Origin of the sequence: Streptosporangium fragile (assembly GCF_039534445.1) — a bacterium.
GTDB classification, from domain to species: Bacteria; Actinomycetota; Actinomycetes; order Streptosporangiales; family Streptosporangiaceae; genus Streptosporangium; species Streptosporangium fragile.
On the sequence record NZ_BAAAVI010000016.1, the window covers coordinates 32,233 to 53,866 of the forward strand.

Genomic DNA, 21,634 nt, shown 5'->3' on the forward strand with positions numbered 1-21,634 from the left:
AGAACTGTCCCCCAGAAGTCCACGGGTTTCCTTCCTGGGCCGGAGGGGAGTCGCCGGGCCGCGCGACCGCGCGGCTCCCCGGCGACCGGGTCGTCTGCTACCTGCGCTGTCACATGCCGGGGTCGTCCCCGCCGGCGTGCGAGGCCACGGCGGCGTCCGGGTCCTGCCCGCCCGCCCGATCCACGCCCGCGGCGCCCGGCGCCGGGTTCCCCCCGGGGGGCTCGCCACCGCGCGGGGCCGGCGGCTCGTCCGGGGCGGTCCCCGGCCGGGCCGGGGGGATCTCCGCCGGCCCGTACACGGTGACGGGAGGGTCCGCGCCGTCCGGCGTGCCGCCGTCTTCCCGCCCGCCCCGCTCCTCCGCTCCGGTCCCGGCCGCCCGGGTGGCCGGGCCGGGCACCCCGGGCCGTCCCTCGCCGTACCGGTGCCGGAGCGACCGCCGGCGCTCCACGGCGTACGCGAGGCCCAGGCCGAGGACGACGACGAGGGCCAGCGCCCCGCCCGCGGCCTGCCACGTGACGGAACGGTCCGTTTCGGGGAAGGTGGGCGGCACCACCTCGACGAGCCCGATGAAGGTGGAGCCGGGTGCCCCGAGCGCCCGCTGCCGGTCGGCCAGCTCGGTCCTGAGGCGGTTCTGGACCCTGACCATGACGGTGTGGGCGGTCTCGGCGGAGTCGCTCTCCACCTCGACGTACACGAACGGCCCGTTCATGAGGATGCCGAGCATGGCGGGGTTGCTGCGTCCGTCGTTGATCGTGACCTCGGTGGGGCCGTCCTTCACGACGCCCAGCTCGGCCGCGACCGCCTCGGTGTTCAGGGCCAGGATGAGGATCCCGGCCGTGGTCCGGAGACCGTCGCTGAACTGCAGCAGCGGGTTGCTCCGGCCCGGCGGCTTGGTCGGGTCGGTCGTCCCGCCCGCGGGGGGCGTGGTCAGCACCATCGACGCGGTCGACACGTAACGCGGGGGCACCAGGAAGAAGACGACCGCGGCGGCCAGGAGTCCCAGCCCGATCACCGGGGGCCCGATCCGCTTCCTTCTGGCGAGGTCGAGGACGGTCTTCCAGAACTCCACTACGCCGTCCCCGCTCCTCCGGGCGTGTCCGGCGCCCGGGACACGATGTGCATTGATCGCAGCACGCGAACTCCTTGTCACTACGGCCTCGCCGGGGCACGCCGGCACCCCGGTCACCTGCTCCTGGCCAGGGCCTCCGCCTCGTACTCCAGCGCGAGGTCCTCGGGCATCGGGCCGAGGTCGGCGCAGCGCGCGAAGTCGCGCAGGGTGGTGCCGGTGCACGCCGCGTCCACGTTGCGCGCGCCGCGGCGGGCGCGCACGTCGTCGATGTGCACCGTGCGGAAGTCGATGCTGAAACGGGTCCGGCCCGAGGTGTTGGGCACCGTCGAGTGCAGCTGGGCGCCGGAGAACACCAGCACGCCGCCGGGCTCGGGCACCACCCGCACCTGCGGGTCGAGCTGTACCGGCTCCTCGGGGCGGGGCTGCTCCCGGGTGTCGCCGCGCACGTGCCGGGCGGCGGTGAGCCTGCTGGTCCGGTTCCACTCGGCGTAGTCGTAGCGCGCGCTGCCGTTGCGCACCGCGGTGTCGAAGTAGCCGGGGTGGAAGGCCATCACGTTCTCCGGCACCACTGCGTAGACGGGAATCCACCAGTTGACCTGGCTGAACGGCGCCGAGTACCAGCAGTCGCGATGCGGGTGGAAGGCGTAGGAGATCCCGGAGGTGAGGTAGTCGTGCGAGGTGGAGGTGCGCAGCCGGGGCACGTCGAAGTAGGTCTTCTCCAGGTCGCAGCCCAGCTCCTCCAGCACGGCGGGGAGCAGCTCCTTGCACCGGGGGTGGTGGATGAAACGGGGTTTGAGGTCGGCGAGCAACGCCGCGAACTCCTCGACCGGCATGTCGAACTGGGCGGTCTGCGGGTCACGCCCGCCGAACGCCTCGGCGATCAGCTCTCCGGCGAAGCCGACCAGCTCACGGGAGGCGGGCGTCGCCGAGTAGACGAAGACCTGCCCCCGGTAGAGCAGTTCCCGCCGCGTGTCGTCGTCCGCCTCGCTGTTCGAGAAGACGGTGGTCATCGTGGGTCTCCTTCCTCGTGGCCGGACGCCGGGGCGCCCGGATGCCGGGGCGCCGGGGCGCCGGGTCGCCCCTCGCGGGGCGCGCGTCCTTCCCTCGCGGGGCACTCGTCCGATCCGCGCGGCACCCGTCACCGCCCGCCCGGGACGAGCCTGGAGGCGATCAGCGCGAGCCTGCGGCCGCGGCGGGCCGCGGTGACCCGCTGGCGGCGCAGGTACATGCCGAGCACGGCCGAACGCGCGCGGCGGCGCTGCTCCTCGGTGAGGTCGACCTGGTGCAGCCAGCGGAGCATCTCCCGGCACTGCAGCAACGTGGCGACGCGGGCGCGCCAGGGCGGCACGCCGAGGCGGCGGGCTATCGCGGGCAGGGAGCCGGGGTTCCAGTCGCGGTGGGCGAGCACCTCGGGGACGTGTCCCCACGGTCCGGCCAGCGCCAGCTTGGCCGCGAACACCTCGTCCTCGCGCAGCATGTTGCGCCGGGGGATCCGGGCCAGGGGGTCGCGCCGGAGCAGGCCGTACAGCGGGTCGACGAGCAGGTGGCTCTCGTTGAGCAGTCGCAGCATCTCCGCGAACCGGTCCACCGGGTCGTCCGACTCCAGCCCGGTGCCGGTGTGGGGGACGCTCCGGACCGTCCCGTCGGGCATGGTGTAGGCCACCTGGGTGGTGACCAGCACGAGCCGGTCGTCCTCCGCGAACGCCTGGAGGGCCCGGGAGACGCACGAGGGTTCCAGCCGGTCGTCGTCGCCGACCCAGCGGAAGAACGTGCCCTCGGCCGGCTCCACGGCCCGGACGAAGTTGTTCAGCAGGCCCACGTTCTCCGGGTGCCTGCGGTAGACGATCCGGTCGTCACGCCGGGCCAGGTCGCGGCAGACCTCCTCGGTGCCGTCCGTCGAGGCGTTGTCGGAGATCAGCACCTGGAGGCGCTCGTGGTCCTGGGCGAGCACCGAGCGGACCGCTCCCTCGATCCGGTCGGCGCCGTTGCGCACCGGAAGCACGACGGACACCAGAATGTCGGAGGTCGGCATCCGGTTTCCCCCTTTCACATGGTTCTCGGGATCCATGGATCTTTCGGGCGGCGGGCGTCTCCCGGTCAGCGGGCGAGGACCGTCCGCCCTCCCAGCCGTCTGAGCCGCGACACGGGCACGACGAGCAGGACGTACGCGAGCAGCCCTCCGCCGCCCGCCACGCAGAGCTGCAGGAACGGGGAAGCCCCGGTCACCCGGGCCAGCGATACCGTGACGGCGGCCGCGAGGACGCCGCCCAGCAGCGGGCGCACCAGGGCGGGCAGGACGGGCCGCAGGAGCACACCGGCGCGGGCCAGCATCAGCGCCGCCATCGGCAGGGCGACCAGGAGGCCGACCAGCGCGTGTCCGGCCGCCGCGCCGCGGATGCCGTCCCAGTGCGTGCCCGCCCACAGCGCGGGCACCAGCGCCACGGCCCAGCCCAGGTTCATCCACACGGTGGCCCTCGTGGCCCCCACCGAGGTGAGGACGTCGAAGGCGAGGGCGGTGAGCATCCGCACGACCGTCAGGACCGCGAGCAGGGCCAGGACCCCGGCGGCCGGCGCCCACCTCTCGCCGTAGAGGAACACCACGATCGCCGGCGCCAGCGTGGCCATCACCACGGCGACCGGCAGCACGAAGGCGACCAGCGGGGGAAGGGAGCGCCGCACCCCCAGCGACAGCGACTCCGGCGTGCGCTCGGCCAGCCGGGAGAAGCTGGGGACGGTCACGTGGCGCAGGGCGGTCCCGATCACGCCGGGCACCCAGCTGGAGACGTTGAACGCCAGCAGGTAGAAGCCGAGCGCGACGGGGCCGAGCACGGAGCCGACGATGACGTAGTCGGCGTTCATCAGCACCGCCTCGATGCCGAGGCCCACGGCCAGCGGGACCCCGAACCGCAGGAGCCTGACCGCGACCTCCCGGTCGAAGCCGAGCCGGAACGGCAGCCGGGCCCAGGCGAGCACCAGCGCGCCGGTGACCGCGTTGGCCGCGACCTGCCCCCAGGCGAAGCTGAGGGCCCCGGCGCCGCCGGCGGCGAGCGGGACCGCCACCGCGACGTTGACCAGGGAGCCCGCGATGTTCGCCCCGGCCAGCTTGTCGTGCTCGAACCCGCGCATCAGCGCGGCCGCCCGCACGGCGGTGACGCCGTCGATCAGGATGACCGCGGTGAGCAGCCGGACCACCGGTGTGGCCTCCGCGCTGCCCGCCAGCTCGGCGAAGTGCGGGGCGACCACCCAGAAGATCCCGTACAGCCCGGTGCTGAACGCCAGAGCCATGGCCGTGGCCGTGGGGGCCATGTCCTCGATCCGGCCCCGCCACTGCACGGTGGCCGCGATGATGCCGACGTCGTTGACGTGCATGACGAAGGTGGTCGCCGCCAGCGCGACGGCGTACAGGCCGAAGTCCTCCGGCGCGAGCAGCCGGGCGAGCACCAGCCCCATGACGAAGGTGCTCGCCTTGGTCCCCAGGTTGCCCAGCAGGCTCCAGCGCAGCCCGCGGCCGGCTTTCCTGCCGATCTCGCCGACGTGCTCGCCCGCCCCGGGGGACCCCCCGGCGTCCGCGCCCCGACGCTCGTTCATCCGTGTCTTCCGTCCGCCTCGTGGTGGGGCCCGCTCAAGCGGGTTCCTCGACCCGCTCCAGCCAGATCTCCCGCCAGAACGGGACGAACTGCCTCGGACAGCCCGCGCTGTACGCGCCGGCGCAGACGATGCCCTCCAGGGTCACCGAGGGGGTCCTCATCCGGAGCATCCGGCCGCTCCGCTCGTCGATGCACCGCTCGACCCGGGTGAGCACCCGGGCGGTCCGGCCGCAGTGGCGGGCCATCTCCTCCTCGAAGCCCAGGCCGCGGTTGAGCAGGTCCTGGTTGAGAGTCTTGACGATCTCCTCCTTGGACTTGATCCGGACCCACTCGCCCGGCCGGAGGTCGAGCGTGGCGGTCGGCGTCGTGCCCACGACCCGGCCCCGGACGAAGCCCCATCGAAGCCCTCCCCTGATGCGCAGCCGGTGGGGCAGCACCCGCGCGCTGCGCTCCTGGAAGCGGTTGAACAGCCCGACGAGGATCGAGCGCAGCGTGAACAGCGGACCCGTGTTGCCGGTGCGCACGTCCTTGACGTACTGCCCGACGTCCTTGAGCGGCAGGCAGGTGGGCGCGGCGCGCAGCAGCTCGGTCGCCTGGCAGGAGAACCGCTCCTCCCCGCCGGGCCCGGGGGGCTTCCTCGTGGCCGCCGTGAGAACCGGGAGCAGGGCACGGCCCGCCGCGAGGTCCTCGGGGAGGGCCGAGGGGGCCCGCCCGGACGGGGGCGGGGCCGGCGGGGGCGGGGAGCCTGCCGGATCCACCCGCCTGAGCCAGGCCTCCTTCCAGTAGAACTGGCAGGCCGTCTGGCAGCCCCCGTGCGCCTGCCCGTCGCAGCGCGCCCCGGTGAGGTGGACGGCGCGTTCCATCCGCCGCATGCCGGTGCGGCTGATCGTGTCGCAGAGCTTGTGCGCCACCTTGTGCACCGTGAGCCGTCGCCCGCAGAAGGCCAGCATCTCCGGCATGAAGGGCAGCTCGTCCAGTTCGCCCTTCTCGTCCAGCGTGGCCATGATCTCGGCCTCGCCGAGCACCTCCACCGTCTCGCCGACCCGCAGGTTGAGCACCCCTGGGGACGGGGAGCCCGTCCCGGTCCGAAACCGCGTCACAGCGCACACTCCTTGAGCAGTCCCGCGTCGCGCAGGGCCCGTGCCGCGTCGGCCACGACGGCGAAGGGCAGGTCGGACCGTTCCGCGATGTCGAGGAGGCTGTGCCGCCCGTCGGAGAGGTTCAGCACCCAGAGCATCGCCATCTGGGCCTGTCGCGTGTCGCTGCGCCCGCCCAGGGCCCCGTACAGGCCGCGCCTGCCCAGCTGCGGCTCGCCGTACGGGCTGAGGTTGAGGTAGCGGCGGTCGCCCTCCAGCACCCGGGTGACCTCCCAGCAGGTCTCCAGGGTCTCCAGCATCGCCTCCGGGGAGACGAAGTCCGGGTTGTCCGCCGACGTGTGGTACTCGGGATATCCCGCGTACGGAGTCCGGGTGAGGGAGCCGACGGGCAGGTCGAAACCCGGTGAGCAGAACTGCCGCTCGTCGTAGCCGTACGGGGAGAAGTCGACGACCGTGTGCTCGCGCCCGGAGGTCCGCAGCACGTGCCGGACCGCCCGGTCGATCCCGGCGTCGCCGCGCCTGCTGCGCTTGTACGTCAGCGGGCCGCGGTCACCCGCGCAGGCCAGCACGAGGCCGTGCCTGATCCTGCTCGTGCGCTCGCGGTTGCGGGCCAGCCAGGTGATGGCGCCGATGGTGCCGGGCGCGAAGAGGAACCGGTAGGTGTACCACGGGTCGGTCTCCGCCAGCCGCCGCGCGAGCCGGACCGCCACCGCGGCGCCCGCCAGGTTGTCGTTGGCCAGCGAGGGATGGCACACGTGGCAGGAGACGAGCACCTCCTCGGGGACCCGGCCGGGCACCACGTACTCGCCGTAGGTCAGGTGCCCGTCGGCCAGCATGGAGTCGATCACGACCTCGTACGGCCCCTCGCCGAGCCCCTCCAGGGTCTCGTGGGCCAGGCAGAAGCCCCACGTCTCGGCGTAGTAGCCGGTCCGGTACGGGATCAGGCCGGGCTGCTCCGGGAGCGTGTGCAGGTGCCCGCGCAGCTCCTCCAAGGTCATGGTGGCCGACACCGGGACGCTGTAGCCGACCACGTGCAGGGTGGACGCCGCGAAGTCGATCACCCGGGTGCCGGCGGCGTCCTTGACGTAGGCGTCGCGGATGTTCCACTCCCTGGGCACCGTCCAGTCGAGGACCTGGGTGCCCGTGGGCACCTCGCGGACCCGCAGCCGGACGGACTCCGCGATGATCTCCAGGGTGCGGCGCACGCCGTCACCGGTGATGCTCCGGCACAGCGGGTAGAGCCGTTCGACCAGGGCGTGCATCCAGCGCCCCTCCTCCGCGCCCGTCATCGCCCGCCGTCCCGCACCGGCCTCGTCCACCGTCGCCCGCCCCGCGGGGGCCTCATCCGTCACTGCCCACCACCCCGCGGGGGCGCAGCGCGCCGTCGACGGAACCGGCCCGGCGCCGCGCCGAGAGCCACGCCAGCCTGGTGAAACGGGTCCGGAAGTCCTCCTCGGTCAGGCCGGACCGCCCGTAGGCCTCGACGAGCTGGGCGGCGCCCGCCTTGACCGTCCACAGCGCCTCGTAACCGGGGAGCGCGGCGCGGACCCGGGAGAAGTCGACCCGGTAGGAGCGGGTGTCGCCGCCGGTCTCGCCGGTGATCACGACCCGGGACCCGGGCACCGCCTCGGCGACCTCGGCGGCGATCTCCGCCACGGTGACGTTGTTCTGCTCGGTGCCCACGTTGAACGCCCTGGCGTGCACTGCCTCGCGCGGGGCGGTCAGGGCCCTGGCGAAGGCGGCCGCGATGTCGGCGGCGTGTACCAGCGGGCGCCAGGGGGTGCCGTCGGACAGCACCCGGACCTCGCCGGACAGGATCGCGTGCCCGACGAGGTTGTTCAGCACGATGTCCGCGCGCAGCCGGGGCGAGAACCCGAAGGCGGTGGCGTTGCGCAGGAACACCGGGCTGAAGTCGTCGTCGGCCAGCGTGAGCAGGTCGTCCTCGACCCTGACCTTGGAGTCGGCGTAGGGGGTCACCGGGCGCAGCGGGGCGTCCTCGTCGACCAGGTCGCTGCCGGAGGCCCCGTAGACCGAGCAGGTGGAGGCGTACAGGAACCGGCGTACGCCCGCGTCGCGGGCGAGCCGGGCCAGGCGCACCGAGGCGCGGTGGTTGACGTCGTAGGTCAGCTCGGGCGCCAGCGAGCCCAGCGGGTCGTTGGACAGGGCGGCCAGGTGCACCACCGCGTCGATCCCGGCCAGGGCGTCCGCGGTGACGTCCCGCACGTCGACCGGGTGGCCGGGCGGGTCGTCGGGCGCGGGGCCCAGCACGCAGCCGGCGAAGAGCCCGGAGTCGAGCCCGACCACCTCGTGGCCCGCGCCGGTGAGCACCGGGGCCATCACGCTCCCCAGGTATCCCTGATGTCCGGTCAGCAGCACGCGCATCGGTCGTTCATCCTCCAGCCAGGTCCAGGGTCAGCTTGTTCACGTGGAACGCCTCGGCGTAGCGCGCGTGGCACTCGATCCCGCGGATGCGGGCCAGTCCGAGGAACGCCTCGCGGTCGTACCAGGGGCGGTGCCGCTGCGAGGGGTAGTGCCGGTGGAGCAGGTCCGCCTTCGCCTCGGCGACCTCGGGCGCGAGCGGGTGGTAGGCCGAGGGGCGGCCCAGGTCGCCGTCCCACTTGACGATCTCGTAGCCGAGCACCTGGTGGTCGCGGAAGGCGGTGGGCACCAGCCCGGCCAGGCCCCGGTGGTCCTGGTGGGCGTCGCCGGGGGCGGGCGCGAACAGCAGGTCGGGGTCGGTGCGGGCGCGCAGCTCCTCCACCGCCTCCTTCGCCTCCCCCCAGTGCGCGGGCAGCCGCCCGTCGGGCAGCTTCAGCACGGTGAGCCGCAGGTCGGCGCCGGGGCAGAAGGCGGTCAGCGCCGCGTGCTCCTCGTCCTCCCGCGTGGTCCCGCCGCCGGAGAGCACCAGCGCGTCCACCCGGACGCCGGGACGCGCCGAGCAGAGGGTGAGCAGGGTGCCGCCGGCCCCGATGGCGAGGTCGTCGCAGTGCGCGGCCAGGAGTGCGATCCGGCCCGCGCCGGTCGGCCGGAAGCGGATCATGTGGACGGCACCGCCGCGGACGCCAGGCCCGCGTCCGCCGTGGCCGTACGCCGCCCGCCCGCCCACGGCCCCCGCCGCGAAGCCCCGGCGGGCCCCGCGGTGCCGCCTCCCGGATCCGTGGAGGCTCCCGCGGCGGGGTCGCGCTCCCACAGCGCCCAGGGGCGGTCGCCCCGCGAGTACGCCTCGTCGAGGGCGACCCGCTCCTTGACCGTGTCACTCGGCCGCCAGTAGCCACGGTGCGGGTAGGCCAGCAGCCGGCCGCGCTTGGCCAGCTCGGCGCAGCCGTCCGCGACGAGGTCGCCGCCCTCCGGGATGTGGTCGAAGACCTCCTGGCGGAGCACGAAGTAGCCGCCGTTGACCCAGAGCGGCATCCGGCTGACCGGGGTGATCCCGCCGACCAGGCCGTTCTCGCCCAGCTCGATGCAGTGGAAGGTGTCGGAGGGCGGCACCACCATCATCGACGCGCCCGCGTCGGACCGGGCGAAGCGCTCGACGATCTCCGGCAGCGGCGCGTCGGTGAGCACGTCGGCGTAGTTGGCCAGGAACATCTCGTCGCCCCCCAGATGCTCGCGGACCCGGCGCAGCCGCTCGCCGATCGGCGAGGTGATCCCGGTCTGCACGAACGAGATCGACCAGTCGGAGATGTCGGTGGACAGCAGCTCCACCCGGCCTCCGCGCAGGACGAAGTCGTTGGAGGTCGTCTCCTGGTAGTTCAGGAAGAAGTCCTTGATGTGGTGGGCGCCGTAGCCGAGGCAGAGGACGAACTCGGTGTGCCCGAAGTGCGCGTAGTAGCGCATCACATGCCAGATGAGCGGCCGGGGGCCGACGAGCTGCATGGGTTTGGGCGCGTCGCCGGGGGTGCCGGTGCGCATCCTGGTGCCGTACCCGCCGCAGAAGAGGACGACCTTCACGGGTTCACCTCGACGATCTCCAGGTTGGGGATGGGGAAGACCAGCCGGCCTCCCCAGGCGTTGACGAAGGAAAGCTGGCCGGTGAGCTCCTCACGGAGGTTCCACGGGAGCACCAGCACGTAGTCGGGCCGCTCCTCGGCCAGCCGCTCGGGCGGCAGGATCGGGATGCGCGCCCCGGGGGTGAACCTGCCGTGCTTGTAGGGGTTGCGGTCGACCGTGAACGGGAGCAGGTCGGGCCGGACGCCGCAGTGGTTGAGCAGGGTGTTGCCCTTGCCGGGCGCCCCGTAGCCGGCCACGGTCTCACCCCGCTCGGCGGCCTCGATGAGGAAGCGCAGCAGGTCGCGGCGGACGCGTGCGACCCGCCCGCCGAACGCGGCGTAGCCGGACAGCTCGTGCAGGCCCGCGGCCTTCTCCGCGGCCAGCAGCGCGGTCACCCGCTCGCCGGGCTCGCCGGCGGCCTCGCGTGGCCTGGCCCACAGGCGGATGGACCCGCCGTGGGTGGGCAGCGACTCGACGTCGACGAGGGAGAGCCCGCCGCCGGCCAGGGCGCGGCGCGCGGAGGCGACCGTGTAGTACTGGAAGTGCTCGTGGTAGATGGTGTCGTACTGGTTGCGCTCCATGAGCGTGAGCAGGTGCTGGACCTCGATGGAGACCCAGCCGTCGTCGGCCACCAGGGCGCGCAGTCCCCGGGTGAACCCGGTGACGTCCGGGATGTGGGCGTAGACGTTGTTGGCCACCACCAGGTCGGCCGGCCCGTGCTCCGCGCGGACCGCGGCCCCGGTCTCCGGGCCGAGGAACGCCGTCAGCGTCGGCACCCCCGCGTCCCGGGCGGCCCGGCCGACGTTCCTGGAGGGCTCGATGCCCAGGCAGCGGATGCCCCGCTCGACCACGTGCCGGAGCAGGTAGCCGTCGTTGCTGGCCACCTCGACGACGAACGAGCCGCCGTCCAGCCCGAGCCGGTCGGCCGCCCCGCGCACGAACGCGCGGGCGTGCTCCACCCACGACGTCGAGTACGACGAGAAGTAGGCGTACTCGGTGAACGTGTCCTCGGGAGTGATCATCGGCGGGATCTGCGCCAGCCAGCAGCCGGTGCAGACCCGCAGGTGCAGGGGGTAGGTGACCTCCGGCTCCGCCAGCTGCTCCTCGGTGAGGAACCGCTCGCAGGGCGGGGTCGCCCCGAGGTCGACGACGCTGGCGAGGCTCGTCGAGCCGCACAGCCTGCAGGTTGTCATGGACATGCTCCCTCGCCGCGTGACGCGGCCCGACGGGTGTTGCTCGACAGATCGCTCTCGGGCCCGGCGCCGGGCTCGTGCCCGGCGCACCCAGTGTCGTGACCACCCGGTGCGGAGACCGGCGCCGGCCCGTCCCACCGTGGTGCGGGCGCCGCCGCGGGCCCGGCCTGGCGCCCGTTCCCGCGGCCCGCGGCCGCCGCTAGCCGGGGCCGAGGCGCCCGGACGCGCGCAGCGCCTCCCGCCAGTCCCGCATCGGCGGCAGCCCCGCCCGGCCCCAGCCGCCGTGCCCCAGCACGCCGTACGCCGGACGCCGGGCGGGGCGCGGGAAGTCCGCGGAGGAGACCTCCTTGACCCGGCCGGGGTCGGCGCCGAGCAGCTCGAAGATCTCCCTGGCGAGGCCGTACCAGCTCGTCCGGCCGGAGTTGGTCGCGTGGTAGATCCCCGGCGGCGCCCCGCCCGCCGTCAGGCCGAGGATCCGGCCGGCCAGGTCACCGGCCCAGGTGGGCTGGCCGACCTGGTCGCCGACGACGTCGACGACCGGTTTCTCCCGCTCCAGCCGGGCCATGGTGCGGACGAAGTTGTGGCCGGTCGCGGCGTACAGCCACGCGGTCCGCACCACGTAACCGCTGTGCGGCAGCACCTCCAGCACGGCGCGCTCGCCCGCGAGCTTGGTGCGCCCGTAGGCGTTGACCGGGCAGGTCCGCGCGTCCTCCGGATACGGGTCCGACGCGGTGCCGTCGAAGACGTAGTCGCTGGAGGGCTGGACCATCCGCGCGCCGAGCCGTCCGCACGCCTCGGCGAGCGTGCGCACCCCGGCGCCGTTGACGGCGAACGCCTCGTCCTCGTGCGTCTCCGCGTCGTCCACGGCCGTCCAGGCCGCGCAGTTCACCACGATGTCCGGCCGGCAGGCCGTGACCAGGTGGTGCACGGCGGAGGCGTCGCGCAGGTCGAGATCGTCCCTGCCGAACGCCAGGACGGGGTGCCCGGCGGCCCGCAGGCGGCTCAGCAGTTCGGTGGCGAGCATGCCGGAGGCCCCGGTGACCAGCCATCGGCTCGTCGGTTTCACGCCTGGTGAGGGGGTCAAGAGCTGATCTGCACCTTACTGTGATCGCCCAGCACGAGGCGGTGGGCTCTGGGGGTGACGGGGGCGGGGGTGACCTCGACGTCGTGGCCGATGAGGGACGCCTCGATCCGGGAGACCCCGGAGATCGAGGCCCGGGGCAGGACGATCGAGTACTCGATCTCGCTGCCGGTGATCGCGCAGCCCGCCGCGATGGAGGTGAACGGGCCGACGTAGCTGTCGCGGATCCGGGCGCCGGGACCGATGATCGCGGGGCCGACGATGCGGGACCGCTCGACCACGGCGCCCGCCTCGACGACCACCCGGCCGATCAGCTGGCTGGCCGGGTCGGCCACACCGTCCACGCGGGGGTCCAGGGACTCCAGCACCAGCCGGTTGACCTCCAGCATGTCGGTGACGCCGCCGGTGTCCTTCCAGTAGCCGGAGATGACGGTGGACTCCACCCGCCGCCCCTCGGAGATCAGCCACTGCACGGCGTCGGTGATCTCCAGCTCCCCCCGCCACGAGGGCTTGAGCTCGGCCACCGCCTCGTGGACCGCGGAGGTGAACAGGTAGACGCCGACCAGCGCGAGGTCGCTCTTGGGGACGGGCGGCTTCTCCTCCAGCCCGATGACGCGGCCGGTGGCGTCCAGCTCGGCGACGCCGAACTGGCGGGGGTCGCCGACCCGGGTGAGCATGATGTGGGCGGCGGGCCGGTCACGGGCGAAGCCCTCCACGATTTCGTCGATGCCGCCGACGATGAAGTTGTCCCCGAGATACATGACGAAGTCGTCGTCGCCGAGGTACTCGCGGGAGACGAGAACCGCGTGGGCCAGGCCCAGCGGCGCGGGCTGGCGGATGTAGGTGACCTCCAGGCCGAAGGCGAGGCCGTCGCCGACGGCCGCCTCGATCTCGGCGTGCGTGTCGCCCACGACGATCCCGATCTCGCGGATCCCGGCGGCGGCGATGGCCTCCAGCCCGTAGAAGAGCACGGGCTTGTTGGCGACCGGCACGAGCTGCTTGGCGGAGGTGTGGGTGATCGGCCGCAGCCGGGTGCCCGACCCTCCGGCGAGCACGAGCGCTTTCACGGCTAGTAGGCCCCTTCTCCGCTGATGACGGCGCTCCAGGTCTTCCAGAGGATCTGCAGGTCCAGAAAGAGCGACCAGTTCTCGACGTAGCGGAGATCGAGGCGTACGGACTCCTCCCAGCTGAGGTCCGAGCGCCCGCTGACCTGCCACAGGCCCGTCATTCCCGGCTTGACGACCAGGCGGCGGCGCACGTCCTCGCCGTACTGCCTGACCTCGGCGGGCAGCGGGGGGCGCGGGCCGACGAGCGACATCTCACCGCGCAGCACGTTGAGCAGTTGCGGCAGCTCGTCGATGGAGTACCGCCGCAGGTGGGCGCCCACGCGGGTGATCCTTGGATCGTTCCTAATCTTGAAGAGCACGCCGTCGAACTCGTTCCTCCGCACCAGATCGATCTTGAGCCGTTCGGCGTCCACGACCATGGTGCGGAATTTCACGACCTGGAACTCCCGGCCTCCCCTGCCCACCCGGACCTGGCGGAACAGCGCCGGCCCCGGGCTCGTCGCGCGGATCAGCACGGCGACCACCAGCATGGGCAGCGCGAGCGCCAGCAGGGCCAGGCAGGCGCCGGCCCGGTCGAACAGGCTCTTGGCCAGCCTCCTGGCGCCCTGGAAGTCGGGGTGCTCGACGTGGAGCAGCGGCATCCCCGCGACCGGGCTGATGCTGATGCGCGGCCCGGCCACGTCCATGAGCGCGGGCGCCACGAACAGGTCGGTGCGGGCGTCCTCCAGGTTCCAGGCGAGCCTGCGCAGCGCGGCGCCGTCCAGTTCCGGGCAGGCCAGGATGGCGACGGCGTCGGCGTTGACCTGGGTGACCACCGCGGCCACGTCGGAGAAGCCCCCGAGCACCGGAATGCCGTCGACCTCCACCAGGTCGGGCCCGGACGGCAGGCAGGCGGCGACCACGGTCATGCCGTGGTAGGGCTGCCTGCGCAGCTGGATCACCAGGTCGAGCACCGACTCCCGGTGCCCGACCGCGACCACCTGGCGCATGTACTCACCGCGCGAGCGCCGCCGGTGGAGCCGCTTGCGCATCCGATAGCGGAAGGCGACCGTGAGAACGAGCGCGAGGGGGAACATCGCCATGACGAAACTACGGGCGATCGGCGTCTGCGTGACGTACGCGCCGATCGCCACGGTGGCCGTCAGCCCGGCTCCGCCGTTGAAGACCGCCCGGAACTCCTCCGAGCCCTCGCCGTGCGCGCGCCTGCGGTAGGCGCCCCCCGCCGCCAGGGCGACCGGCCAGGCCAGAGCCAGCCCCAGCCCCAGCAGCGCCTCTGTTTCAGGGATGAAGGCTCCGAACCATAATCGGACCCCTAAAACCGCCTCACAGGCAACTACAGAGCATGCAATATCCCCCGCAACCAGAATACGGACATAAGACCGCGTCCAAATACTCGGAGTAGTGCGTGCCGGACCTTCGAGGAGCGCTACGGCGGGCCCCTCTGTTCCCACTTCCATACCACCCCACTCGGATGCCCCATCGTCAACGGCTAGCTGACGCGCATCTCACTTCAATGGTTGACAGCATTCTCTAATATCCCAGAGGCGCGGATACCCCTGGAAATACTAGTGATCACCATTGAGGAGCGGAATAGCACCCCACTGTCCACTATTGGCCTAAGTGGGGCAGAGGGAACATCTTGACGAGACGAACCCGGCATGCAAGTTTGTTCGCCCGCATTTGTGTATTAATTGGCAATTAGTCGTATTCAAAATCCGGCAGAGCCGACGGCGGTTCGGGGCTGCGCCAGACCACGACGTAATCGTCACGCACGGTCTCCACCGCCGCGCCCAGCCGGTCAAGATCGAAATCCGGGAGGTACCGGAGCCGGGCGAGAAAGGTCGCGTCGGTCGCCGATCTGGGCACCACGCAGCCCTGGCCGTCCCGGTCGAGAAGGATGAACAGGATGTCCGAGTCCGCGTCACCCACTACCCGCACCTCGACGACGTCTTCCCACGCGAGGGCGTCGACGCTGCCGTCCGCGTAGTGGCGGGCCACGCCCTCTTCGGTGACATATACGTAGGTGTCCGGCACTGAGTTGCCGTGCATGGCCGCGATTGTGACGACTTCAGGGCACCCGGTGCAATAGAACCATGCAAGTCACCGTCTATTGTTCGCCCCAGCCGTGCTCCAGATGCGCCGCGACGGCCTTCCTGGCGGCCTGCGCCGGGCCCCGGCTGATCGCGTCGAGCAGGTCGCGATGCTCGGCGACCAGTACGTTCCGGTCGGCGTAGACATCACGCAGCCGCACCAGGCCGAGGCGGGTCTCCACGGCCAGCATGCCGTAGAGCCGCTCCAGCCGGGGACTGCCCACCGCCACGATGAGCGCCTGGTGCAGGGCCATGTGCTCGGCCACCACGTCCGACCACGGGGCGTCGCCGGGCAGCGCGGTCATCCGCGCCAGCGCCGCGTCGGCCTCCGCGACGCGGCGCCCGGCCAGCGCGGTGGCCATCAGGTCCTCCAGCGGGCGGCGGACGAACATCAGGTCGTCGAGATCGGTCACGGTCACCTCGACCACCTGGGCGCTGCGGTGCCGTTCGCGCCTGAGCAGCCCTTCGTGCACGAGCACGGCGAGCGCTTCACGGACGGTCGGCCGGGCCACGCCGTACAGGGCCGCCAACTCCTGCTCGGGGAGCGAGGTGCCCGGGGCGATCTCGCCGGACAGCACCCGCCGGCGCAGGGCGTCGGCGAGGGCTCCGACGGCGGAGACGGGATGGATCGGGAGGGTCACCAGGCGACCCTATTCCCCCGCGGGCACCCGTTCGGCGGAACGCTCGGGCCCGGCCCCGGCGGCCGGCCCGGGACGGCGCCCTCCGGGGCCGCGCTCTTCCGGATCGCGGGCGGAGGGGGTTCCCGGGCCACGCCCGGAGGGGGTTCCCGGGCCACGCTCGGGGAGGGCGACGGCGGCCAGGCTCGCGCCCAGGAGGGCCAGCCCCGCCGCCGAGGCGAGGGTCAGCCGCTCATCGAGGACGGCGACGCCGAGCAGGGCGGCCACCGCGGGTTCGGCGAGGGCGAGGGTGGCGGCGGTCGCGACGGGGGTGGTGCGCAGGCCCCTGCCGTACAGGAAGTAGGCCAGCGCGGTGGTCGCGCAGCCCAGGTAGAGGGCGGTGATCAGGCCTCGCGGCTCGGCGAGCCAGCCGGTGCCCGTCCACAGCAGGACCGGGACCATGACCAGCGCGGCCCCGCCGAACATCAGCCCCATCACCCCGTCGGACGGGGCGCCCGCGGCGATCGTGCGCGCCGCCGTGACCGCGTAGAACGCGTACAGCAGGCCGCCGAACAGCGCGAGCAGGATCCCGTCGAGCCGCGCCTCGCCGCCCCCGCCGGTCAGCACGGCGCACCCGGCGATGGCCACCGCGGTCGCCCCCGCCCAGCGTCGGCTGGGCGGCACCCGGTCGAGCAGCCACGACAGCAGCCCGGTGAAGACGGGACCGCTGCCGATGGCGACGACGGTTCCGATCGCCACCCCCGTCCTGCTGACCGCGGCGAAGAAGCACAGCTGGTACGCCGCCACGGCCACCGCCGCCGCCGCGAGCGTTCCCAGGCGGGCGGCGAACCGGCGCCCGGAGGCCGGGGGCGCGGCCGGGGTGGTGGACCCGCCCCGGGAGTCGGGGGTCGCGGGTCCGCGGAGGGAGGAGAGCAGGAGACGGGCGGCCGGGGCGGTGGCCGCCGCGAGCACCAGGCCGCCGATCACCAGGCGGGCGGCTGCCAGGGAGACGGGGTCGACGCCGGTGACGAGCAACCCCGCCGTCCCCGCGGTCCCCCAGAGCACGGCGGCTCCGATCACGGCGAGTCTCATGCCCCTGATTGTAAGTGATTGTCTGACAACTAGACAAAAATTTTTCGCGGTCCGCTCCCCGGACACGCCGCGTCCCCGTTTTCCCAGGTCGGCAGGTGGGTAGTTCCGGCCAGGTGAGACATCAGACGAAGGGCGCAGCCCATGGCCGCAGACACGCCATGGCCGCCGGCGGACGGAGGTGACCCCGCGGTGTCCCGGGGAACCGTGGAGGAGAGAAGGGCGGAGGACGCGGCCGCCCGGATCGGCGCCGCCACACCGCACCGGCTGGACGGAACGAAAATGACCACTTCGGCCGAGGCGATGGACGCGATCGCCGAGGCCCTGGAGCTACCCCACCATTTCGGACACAACCTCGACGCCCTCTACGACGTCCTGACCGATCTGTCGTGGCTGCCGCCGGGTGAGCACCTGCTGATCTGGTCGGACCCGTCGACGCTGTGGAACGAGGACCGCTCCGCCTACGACGCCATCCGGACGGTGCTCGCCGAGGCGGTCTCCGACGGTACGCCCGGTGAGTCCTTCCTCTCGGTCCTGATCACGACCGACTGAGCCGTCGCGACGCAGTGCGCGCAGAAGCTTCCGCCCCGGCCGTCGGGGCAGGTGCAGTACCAGCGGAGCACCCCGTCGACGAGCCGGAACTCCACGCACGTCGCGCCGTCGTCGACCTCGGCGGTCACCAGCGACGGTCCGAACCGGACCGGCTGCACCGCCCCCGACCTCTCCAGCTCGCCGCCGCGCACCAGCGCCGCCTGCCCGGCGCGCCGTGCCTCCGCCGCGACCAGGTTCGCGATCTCTTGCATGGGAACCCCCTCCTATGAAGGAAGACGTATCCCAGGACCTCGCGGTTCCGCCCACCACGAGGCGATAAATCCGGTGTAAAGCGAATCACGCGTACATCTGGTCGCAGATGCACCAAATTGCTAGGGTTTCGCCACTGCTAACCGCGCATCCCCGTAGTGCGAGGTCATATGGCTGGCCGCAAATACTCGATCCGGGTCAAAATTTTTACCCTACTGCTGGTGCCGATTGTCTCTCTTGTAGTTATTTGGGGATTTGCTGCCAGTTTGACCCTTCAGAGCGGCCGGGAGCTTCTCAAGATCAGCAGTGGCTACGAGCACGCGATCCTGCCCGCCAGAAAGGTGACGACCGCCCTCCAGCACGAACGGCTGCTGTCCCTGTCCGTCCTCGGCGACGTCGGCGTCTCCCGCACCGAGCTGGACGCCCAACGATCCCGGACCGACGCCGCGCGAGCGGAGCTGGAACAGCTGGCCGCCCGGGGCCGCGACGACCTCACCCCCGGCACGTGGGACCGGCTGACGCGGCTGTCCACCGCCATGGACCGGCTCACCGAGATCCGCAGCGGAGTCGACACCCGCACCGACACCCGGATGCAGGCCCTCGACGCCTACAACGGCATCGTCGCCGCGGCCTTCGAGGTGTACGCGAGAATCCGCATCTCCACCGACATCGACCTGACCGACCAGACGCGGGCCATCGTCACGGTCGGCCGCAGCCGCGAGATGCTCAGCCAGCAGGCCGCGCTGATCTCCGGCGCCGTGGTCGAAGGGCACATGAGCGCCCAGGAGCGCGCCGCGTTCCGCGAACTCACCACCGGCCGCAGGCTCCTCTACTCGCTGGGGTTCGACCAGCTCGACACGGAGTTCCGCACGCTCTACACCCCCCTGCACGGCTCCGAGACGTACGCCTCCTTCGAGCGGATCGAGAACGCCATCGCCGCGGAGGCCGAGCCGGAGGCCGCCTGGGCGACGGTCGCCACGACGCTGTCCGACACCTTCGACAAACTCGCCGGGGACGTCAGCAGGCGCATCAGCGAGCGGTCCGTGCCGCTCGCCCGCGACATCCTGGTCCGGATCGGCGTCGCCGCCGGGCTCGGGCTGGTCGCGCTGGGGCTGTCCGTCTTCGTCTCGGTGCGGTTCGGCCGCCGGCTGAGCGGCGAGCTCGTCGGCCTCCAGCGGGCCGCCCTCGACCTGGCGAACAGACGGCTGCCGGACGTGGTGGCCCGGCTGCGCCGGGGGGAGGACGTCCGCCCCGAGGTGCCCGAGCTCGACCACGGCAGCACCGCGGAAGTCGTCAGGGTCGGCGAGGCGTTCTCCTCGGTCCAGCGGACCGCCGTCGAGGCCGCCGCCGGACAGGCCCGGATGCGCAAGGGCGTCAACAAGGTCTTCGTGAACCTGGCCAGGCGCAACCAGTCGCTCCTGCACCGGCAGCTCGCCCTGCTGGAGACGATGGAGCGGCGGGCCACCGACCCGGAGACCCTGGAGGACCTGTTCGGCCTGGACCACCTGACCACCCGCATGCGCCGCCACTCCGAAGGGCTGATCATCCTGTCCGGCGCCGTCCCCGGCCGGGGATGGCGGACGCCGGTCGCGATCTACGACGTGGTCCGCGCCGCCGTCGAGGAGATCGAGGACTACCGGCGCGTGACGGTCAGCGTGCCGCACGGCCCGTCCCTGGTCGGCAACGTCGTCACCGACGTGATCCACCTGATCGCCGAGCTGGTCGAGAACGCCGCGGTCTTCTCTCCCCCGCACACCTCGGTCCGCGTCCACGGCGAGGCGGTGGCCAGGGGATACGCCATCGAGATCGAGGACCGCGGGCTCGGCATCGGCCCGGAGGAGACGGCCCGGCTCAACGAGCGCCTGGCCGACCCCCCGGAGTTCGACCTGACCGACAGCGACCGGCTCGGCCTGTTCGTCGTCGCCCGGCTCGCCGCCCGGCACGACATCCGCGTCTCGCTGCGCCCCTCCCCCTTCGGCGGCACCACGGCGATCGTGCTGATCCCCGGGGAGCTGATGGCCGACACCCCGCAGCCGAGGTTCACGTACTCGGTGGAGGTGGAACGGGTGCCCTCAAGCGGCCTGCCCCGGCGGGTACGGGGCACCGTACCCGCCGGGGCGCCGCCCGGCGCGGGGCAGGCCGCGGAAGCCGGGGACCGGGAGCCGGGCAGCGTGCTGACGTCGTTCCGCGACGGCCGCCGCCGAGCCGAGCAGGACAGCGGGTCACGATGACGGAGCGCTGGCTCGACCGGGACGCCGGTCCGATCGTCCGCCCCTACACGATGACCCGGGGCAGGACCAGCGCCCCCGGGCCGCAGTTCGACCTGGTGGCCGTGGTCACGGCGGTCAGGCGGCCGGACCGGGACCTGCCTTCCGAGCACCTGGCGATCCTGGACGCCTGCCGGTCGCCCGTCTCGGTCGCGGACCTGGCGAGCGCGACGGGCCTGGCCGTCGGGGTGCTCCGGGTGCTCCTGGCCGACCTGCGCGACGCCGGCCTGGTCGCCGTCCGCCTCCCCGCGCAGACCGCCCGCGTCCCCCACGAGAGCATCCTGCGCGACGTGCTCGCCGGGCTCAAGGCGCTCTGACCCCCGCCGGGCCCGGGGCGCTCCGCCCGGCCGCGGTGGAGGCGGGTCAGTCGGTGGCCAGGCGGGCGTGCCGCTCCACGTCGTAGCGGACGCCACCGTAGTTCAGCTTGGCCCGTTCGATCCCCTCGGACAGGAACCCCGCCCTGGTCGCCACCGCGCAGGAGGCCCGGTTGCCGAGGCGGTGCCACAGTTCCAGGCGGAACAGCCCGCGCTCGCGGAACGCCCACTCCGCCACCTTCCTGGCCGCGGCCACGGCCACGCCCCGCCCCCGGGCGCGCGGCAGCGTCCAGTAGGAGACCCAGCCGGTGTCGTGCGCGTCGATGTCGCTGACCGCGACGTTGCCCACGACCTCGCCATTGCAGACCACCGCGAAGGCCTGCGCGTCGTCCCGGAACCCCCACAGCCCCATCCACTCCAGCGCCGCCCGGGGCGTGTCGATCGGCCTGGCCGCCTGGTCGGCCATGTCGGGGGAGCGGAACGCGGCGAGCACCACCTGCACGTCGTCAGGGCTCCACCCGCGCAACTCCACGTCAATCATGCCGTGCAGGGTATTGGCAGCAGGCCGGGGCCGGGAAGTGCCCCCGGCCTCCGCCACCGCGGCCAGGGCCTTCTACGACCGCCTCGGCTTCCACGAGATCCCGGTCGCCGGCCCCGGGCCGCTCACCTACCTCGGCCGGAGAACGGACCGGACAGCGCCGCCCACTGCAGGAGCATGATGGTCTTCGCGTCGGCGATCTCGCCCGTGGCGATCATGTCGAGCGCCTTCGCGAAGGGCAGCTCCACCACCTCGATGTCCTCGCCGTCGTCGGCCAGCCCGCCGCCCTCGGAGGTGCGCCGGTCCGCGCTGTACGGGGCGGCGAAGAAGTGGACGCGCTCGGTGACGGATCCGGGGCTCATGTAGACGTCGAAGACGTGCTCCACCTCGCCGATGTCGTAACCGGTCTCCTCCGTGGCCTCCCGCCGGATCGCGGTCTCCGGGTCGTCGTCGTCGAGCAGGCCCGCGGCCGTCTCCAGCAGCAGCCCGTCGGGGTGGCCGTTCACGTAGACCGGATAGCGGAACTGCCTGGTCAGCAGGACGGTCGCGCGCTCGGCGTCGTAGAGGAGCACCGTCGCGCCGTTGCCGCGGTCGTACGTCTCCCGCTCCTCGGTGCTCCAGGTGCCGTTCCGGTGCCGGTAGTCGAAGGTGGTCTTGCGCAGCACGTACCAGCTCGACGAGAGAAGCTCCACCTCCCGCACCCGGACCCCGGGGTTGCCGGTCAGGTCACGGCCTGCCCGGTCGAGGCCGGTACGGCCCCGCCGGTCCGGGACGTCCACCCCGGGCACCCCACCGGAGACGGTCTTTTCCAGAGATCGAGAAGGTTCGTCCATG

The 21,634-nt window shown here is 72.7% G+C and carries 22 protein-coding genes; 3 read left to right on the plus strand and 19 right to left on the minus strand.

Going from position 1 to position 21,634, the window contains the following annotated elements; translation table 11 throughout:
* Positions 1 to 109: 109 nt before the first annotated feature.
* The 16 genes from ABD841_RS13005 to ABD841_RS13080 all read right to left on the minus strand — a co-directional run bounded on the left by ABD841_RS13005 (position 110) and on the right by ABD841_RS13080 (position 16,883).
* Positions 110 to 1,069 (minus strand): YveK family protein, encoded by a 960-nt coding sequence (locus ABD841_RS13005; protein WP_344970995.1) that lies wholly within the window; start codon positions 1,067 to 1,069, stop codon positions 110 to 112.
* Positions 1,070 to 1,182: 113 nt separating this feature from the next.
* Complete coding sequence (locus ABD841_RS13010; protein ID WP_344970998.1) at positions 1,183 to 2,079, minus strand: phytanoyl-CoA dioxygenase family protein; 897 nt, start codon at positions 2,077 to 2,079, stop codon at positions 1,183 to 1,185.
* Between the two features lie 128 nt (positions 2,080 to 2,207).
* Positions 2,208 to 3,101: a glycosyltransferase family 2 protein gene (locus ABD841_RS13015; RefSeq protein ID WP_344971000.1), complete on the minus strand. Its 894-nt coding sequence runs from the start codon at positions 3,099 to 3,101 to the stop codon at positions 2,208 to 2,210.
* A gap of 65 nt (positions 3,102 to 3,166) precedes the next feature.
* Positions 3,167 to 4,657 (minus strand): lipopolysaccharide biosynthesis protein, encoded by a 1,491-nt coding sequence (locus ABD841_RS13020; protein WP_344971002.1) that lies wholly within the window; start codon positions 4,655 to 4,657, stop codon positions 3,167 to 3,169.
* Between the two features lie 34 nt (positions 4,658 to 4,691).
* On the minus strand, positions 4,692 to 5,756 hold the full coding sequence (locus tag ABD841_RS13025) for a hypothetical protein (RefSeq protein ID WP_344971003.1): 1,065 nt from the start codon (positions 5,754 to 5,756) through the stop codon (positions 4,692 to 4,694).
* On the minus strand, positions 5,753 to 7,105 hold the full coding sequence (locus ABD841_RS13030) for a DUF4910 domain-containing protein (protein ID WP_344971005.1): 1,353 nt from the start codon (positions 7,103 to 7,105) through the stop codon (positions 5,753 to 5,755). Before ABD841_RS13030 ends, ABD841_RS13025 begins: the two co-directional genes overlap by 4 nt.
* On the minus strand, positions 7,095 to 8,135 hold the full coding sequence (locus tag ABD841_RS13035; RefSeq protein ID WP_344971006.1) for an NAD-dependent epimerase/dehydratase family protein: 1,041 nt from the start codon (positions 8,133 to 8,135) through the stop codon (positions 7,095 to 7,097). The genes ABD841_RS13030 and ABD841_RS13035 overlap by 11 nt, the downstream gene beginning before the upstream one ends.
* Before the next feature lie 7 nt (positions 8,136 to 8,142).
* A complete protein-coding gene (locus ABD841_RS13040; protein ID WP_344971008.1) occupies positions 8,143 to 8,793 on the minus strand; it encodes a PIG-L deacetylase family protein in 651 nt (216 codons plus the stop codon).
* Positions 8,790 to 9,704, minus strand: coding sequence for a sugar phosphate nucleotidyltransferase (locus tag ABD841_RS13045; RefSeq protein WP_344971010.1), 915 nt, complete (start codon positions 9,702 to 9,704; stop codon positions 8,790 to 8,792). The genes ABD841_RS13040 and ABD841_RS13045 overlap by 4 nt, the downstream gene beginning before the upstream one ends.
* Positions 9,701 to 10,936 carry a class I SAM-dependent methyltransferase gene (locus tag ABD841_RS13050; protein WP_344971012.1) on the minus strand — a complete coding sequence of 412 codons (1,236 nt, stop codon included), beginning with the start codon at positions 10,934 to 10,936 and terminating at the stop codon, positions 9,701 to 9,703. The genes ABD841_RS13045 and ABD841_RS13050 overlap by 4 nt, the downstream gene beginning before the upstream one ends.
* Positions 10,937 to 11,135: 199 nt before the next feature.
* Entirely contained in the window at positions 11,136 to 12,002 is an 867-nt protein-coding gene (gene rfbD, locus ABD841_RS13055; RefSeq protein WP_344971014.1) for a dTDP-4-dehydrorhamnose reductase, read from the minus strand.
* 14 nt (positions 12,003 to 12,016) lie between these two features.
* On the minus strand, positions 12,017 to 13,084 hold the full coding sequence (locus ABD841_RS13060) for a glucose-1-phosphate thymidylyltransferase (protein ID WP_344971016.1): 1,068 nt from the start codon (positions 13,082 to 13,084) through the stop codon (positions 12,017 to 12,019).
* Between the two features lie 2 nt (positions 13,085 to 13,086).
* Positions 13,087 to 14,541: a sugar transferase gene (locus ABD841_RS13065; protein WP_344971018.1), complete on the minus strand. Its 1,455-nt coding sequence runs from the start codon at positions 14,539 to 14,541 to the stop codon at positions 13,087 to 13,089.
* A gap of 241 nt (positions 14,542 to 14,782) precedes the next feature.
* Positions 14,783 to 15,133, minus strand: coding sequence for a hypothetical protein (locus ABD841_RS13070; protein ID WP_344971020.1), 351 nt, complete (start codon positions 15,131 to 15,133; stop codon positions 14,783 to 14,785).
* Between the two features lie 58 nt (positions 15,134 to 15,191).
* Positions 15,192 to 15,815, minus strand: coding sequence for a GntR family transcriptional regulator (locus ABD841_RS13075; RefSeq protein WP_344971022.1), 624 nt, complete (start codon positions 15,813 to 15,815; stop codon positions 15,192 to 15,194).
* 9 nt (positions 15,816 to 15,824) lie between these two features.
* The gene (locus ABD841_RS13080; RefSeq protein ID WP_344971024.1) at positions 15,825 to 16,883 is read right to left on the minus strand and encodes a DMT family transporter; all 1,059 of its coding nucleotides are present in this window, start codon (positions 16,881 to 16,883) and stop codon (positions 15,825 to 15,827) included.
* Positions 16,884 to 17,162: 279 nt separating this feature from the next.
* On the opposite strand from ABD841_RS13080, the gene ABD841_RS13085 reads away from it, so the two are divergent.
* The gene (locus tag ABD841_RS13085; protein ID WP_344971027.1) at positions 17,163 to 17,432 is read left to right on the plus strand and encodes a barstar family protein; all 270 of its coding nucleotides are present in this window, start codon (positions 17,163 to 17,165) and stop codon (positions 17,430 to 17,432) included.
* On the opposite strand, the gene ABD841_RS13090 is transcribed toward ABD841_RS13085, so the two are convergent.
* Positions 17,342 to 17,683 carry an SWIM zinc finger family protein gene (locus tag ABD841_RS13090; RefSeq protein WP_344971029.1) on the minus strand — a complete coding sequence of 114 codons (342 nt, stop codon included), beginning with the start codon at positions 17,681 to 17,683 and terminating at the stop codon, positions 17,342 to 17,344. The genes ABD841_RS13085 and ABD841_RS13090 overlap by 91 nt on opposite strands.
* 264 nt (positions 17,684 to 17,947) lie before the next feature.
* Here ABD841_RS13090 and ABD841_RS13095 point away from each other — a divergent pair, with 264 nt between their 5' ends.
* Entirely contained in the window at positions 17,948 to 19,912 is a 1,965-nt protein-coding gene (locus ABD841_RS13095) for a sensor histidine kinase (RefSeq protein ID WP_344971031.1), read from the plus strand.
* On the plus strand, positions 19,909 to 20,265 hold the full coding sequence (locus ABD841_RS13100) for a DUF742 domain-containing protein (protein WP_344971033.1): 357 nt from the start codon (positions 19,909 to 19,911) through the stop codon (positions 20,263 to 20,265). The genes ABD841_RS13095 and ABD841_RS13100 overlap by 4 nt, the downstream gene beginning before the upstream one ends.
* A gap of 46 nt (positions 20,266 to 20,311) precedes the next feature.
* Here the strand turns inward: ABD841_RS13100 and ABD841_RS13105 are convergent, their stop codons facing one another.
* Both ABD841_RS13105 and ABD841_RS13110 read right to left on the minus strand, forming a co-directional pair.
* Positions 20,312 to 20,803, minus strand: coding sequence for a GNAT family N-acetyltransferase (locus ABD841_RS13105; protein ID WP_344971035.1), 492 nt, complete (start codon positions 20,801 to 20,803; stop codon positions 20,312 to 20,314).
* Positions 20,804 to 20,925: 122 nt separating this feature from the next.
* Positions 20,926 to 21,633 (minus strand): NUDIX domain-containing protein, encoded by a 708-nt coding sequence (locus tag ABD841_RS13110; protein WP_344971036.1) that lies wholly within the window; start codon positions 21,631 to 21,633, stop codon positions 20,926 to 20,928.
* Position 21,634: the final 1 nt, after the last annotated feature.